This is a genomic window from Leifsonia sp. HAY1-4F, from assembly GCF_056755275.1.
The window spans coordinates 1-232 of the sequence record NZ_JBNDHX010000699.1; the positions used below are offsets into that span (position 1 = coordinate 1).

1 protein-coding gene is annotated in these 232 nt (G+C 65.9%); it reads left to right on the forward strand.

Going from position 1 to position 232, the window contains the following annotated elements; genetic code table 11:
• On the forward strand, positions 1–232 hold a 232-nt coding region (locus ACPYOG_RS21025; RefSeq protein WP_481295978.1), incomplete at both ends, for an oxygenase MpaB family protein.

Below are 232 nucleotides of genomic sequence, written 5' to 3' on the forward strand. Positions count from 1 at the left end.
GAGCACAGCGACTTCGCGGAGCGCCCCATGGACAGGCTCCGTGCCACCATGACCTACGTATACGCGATGATTTCCGGTTCCAAGGAACAGCTGAACGCCGTTCGACGCGCCGTCAACAGAGCGCATGCGCCGGTCCGCCGGGGACCCGATGCCACCTCCGCGGGCTACAGCGCGTTCGACGCCGAGTCCCAACTTTGGGTGGGCGCCACCCTGTACGACACCGCTGTTACCG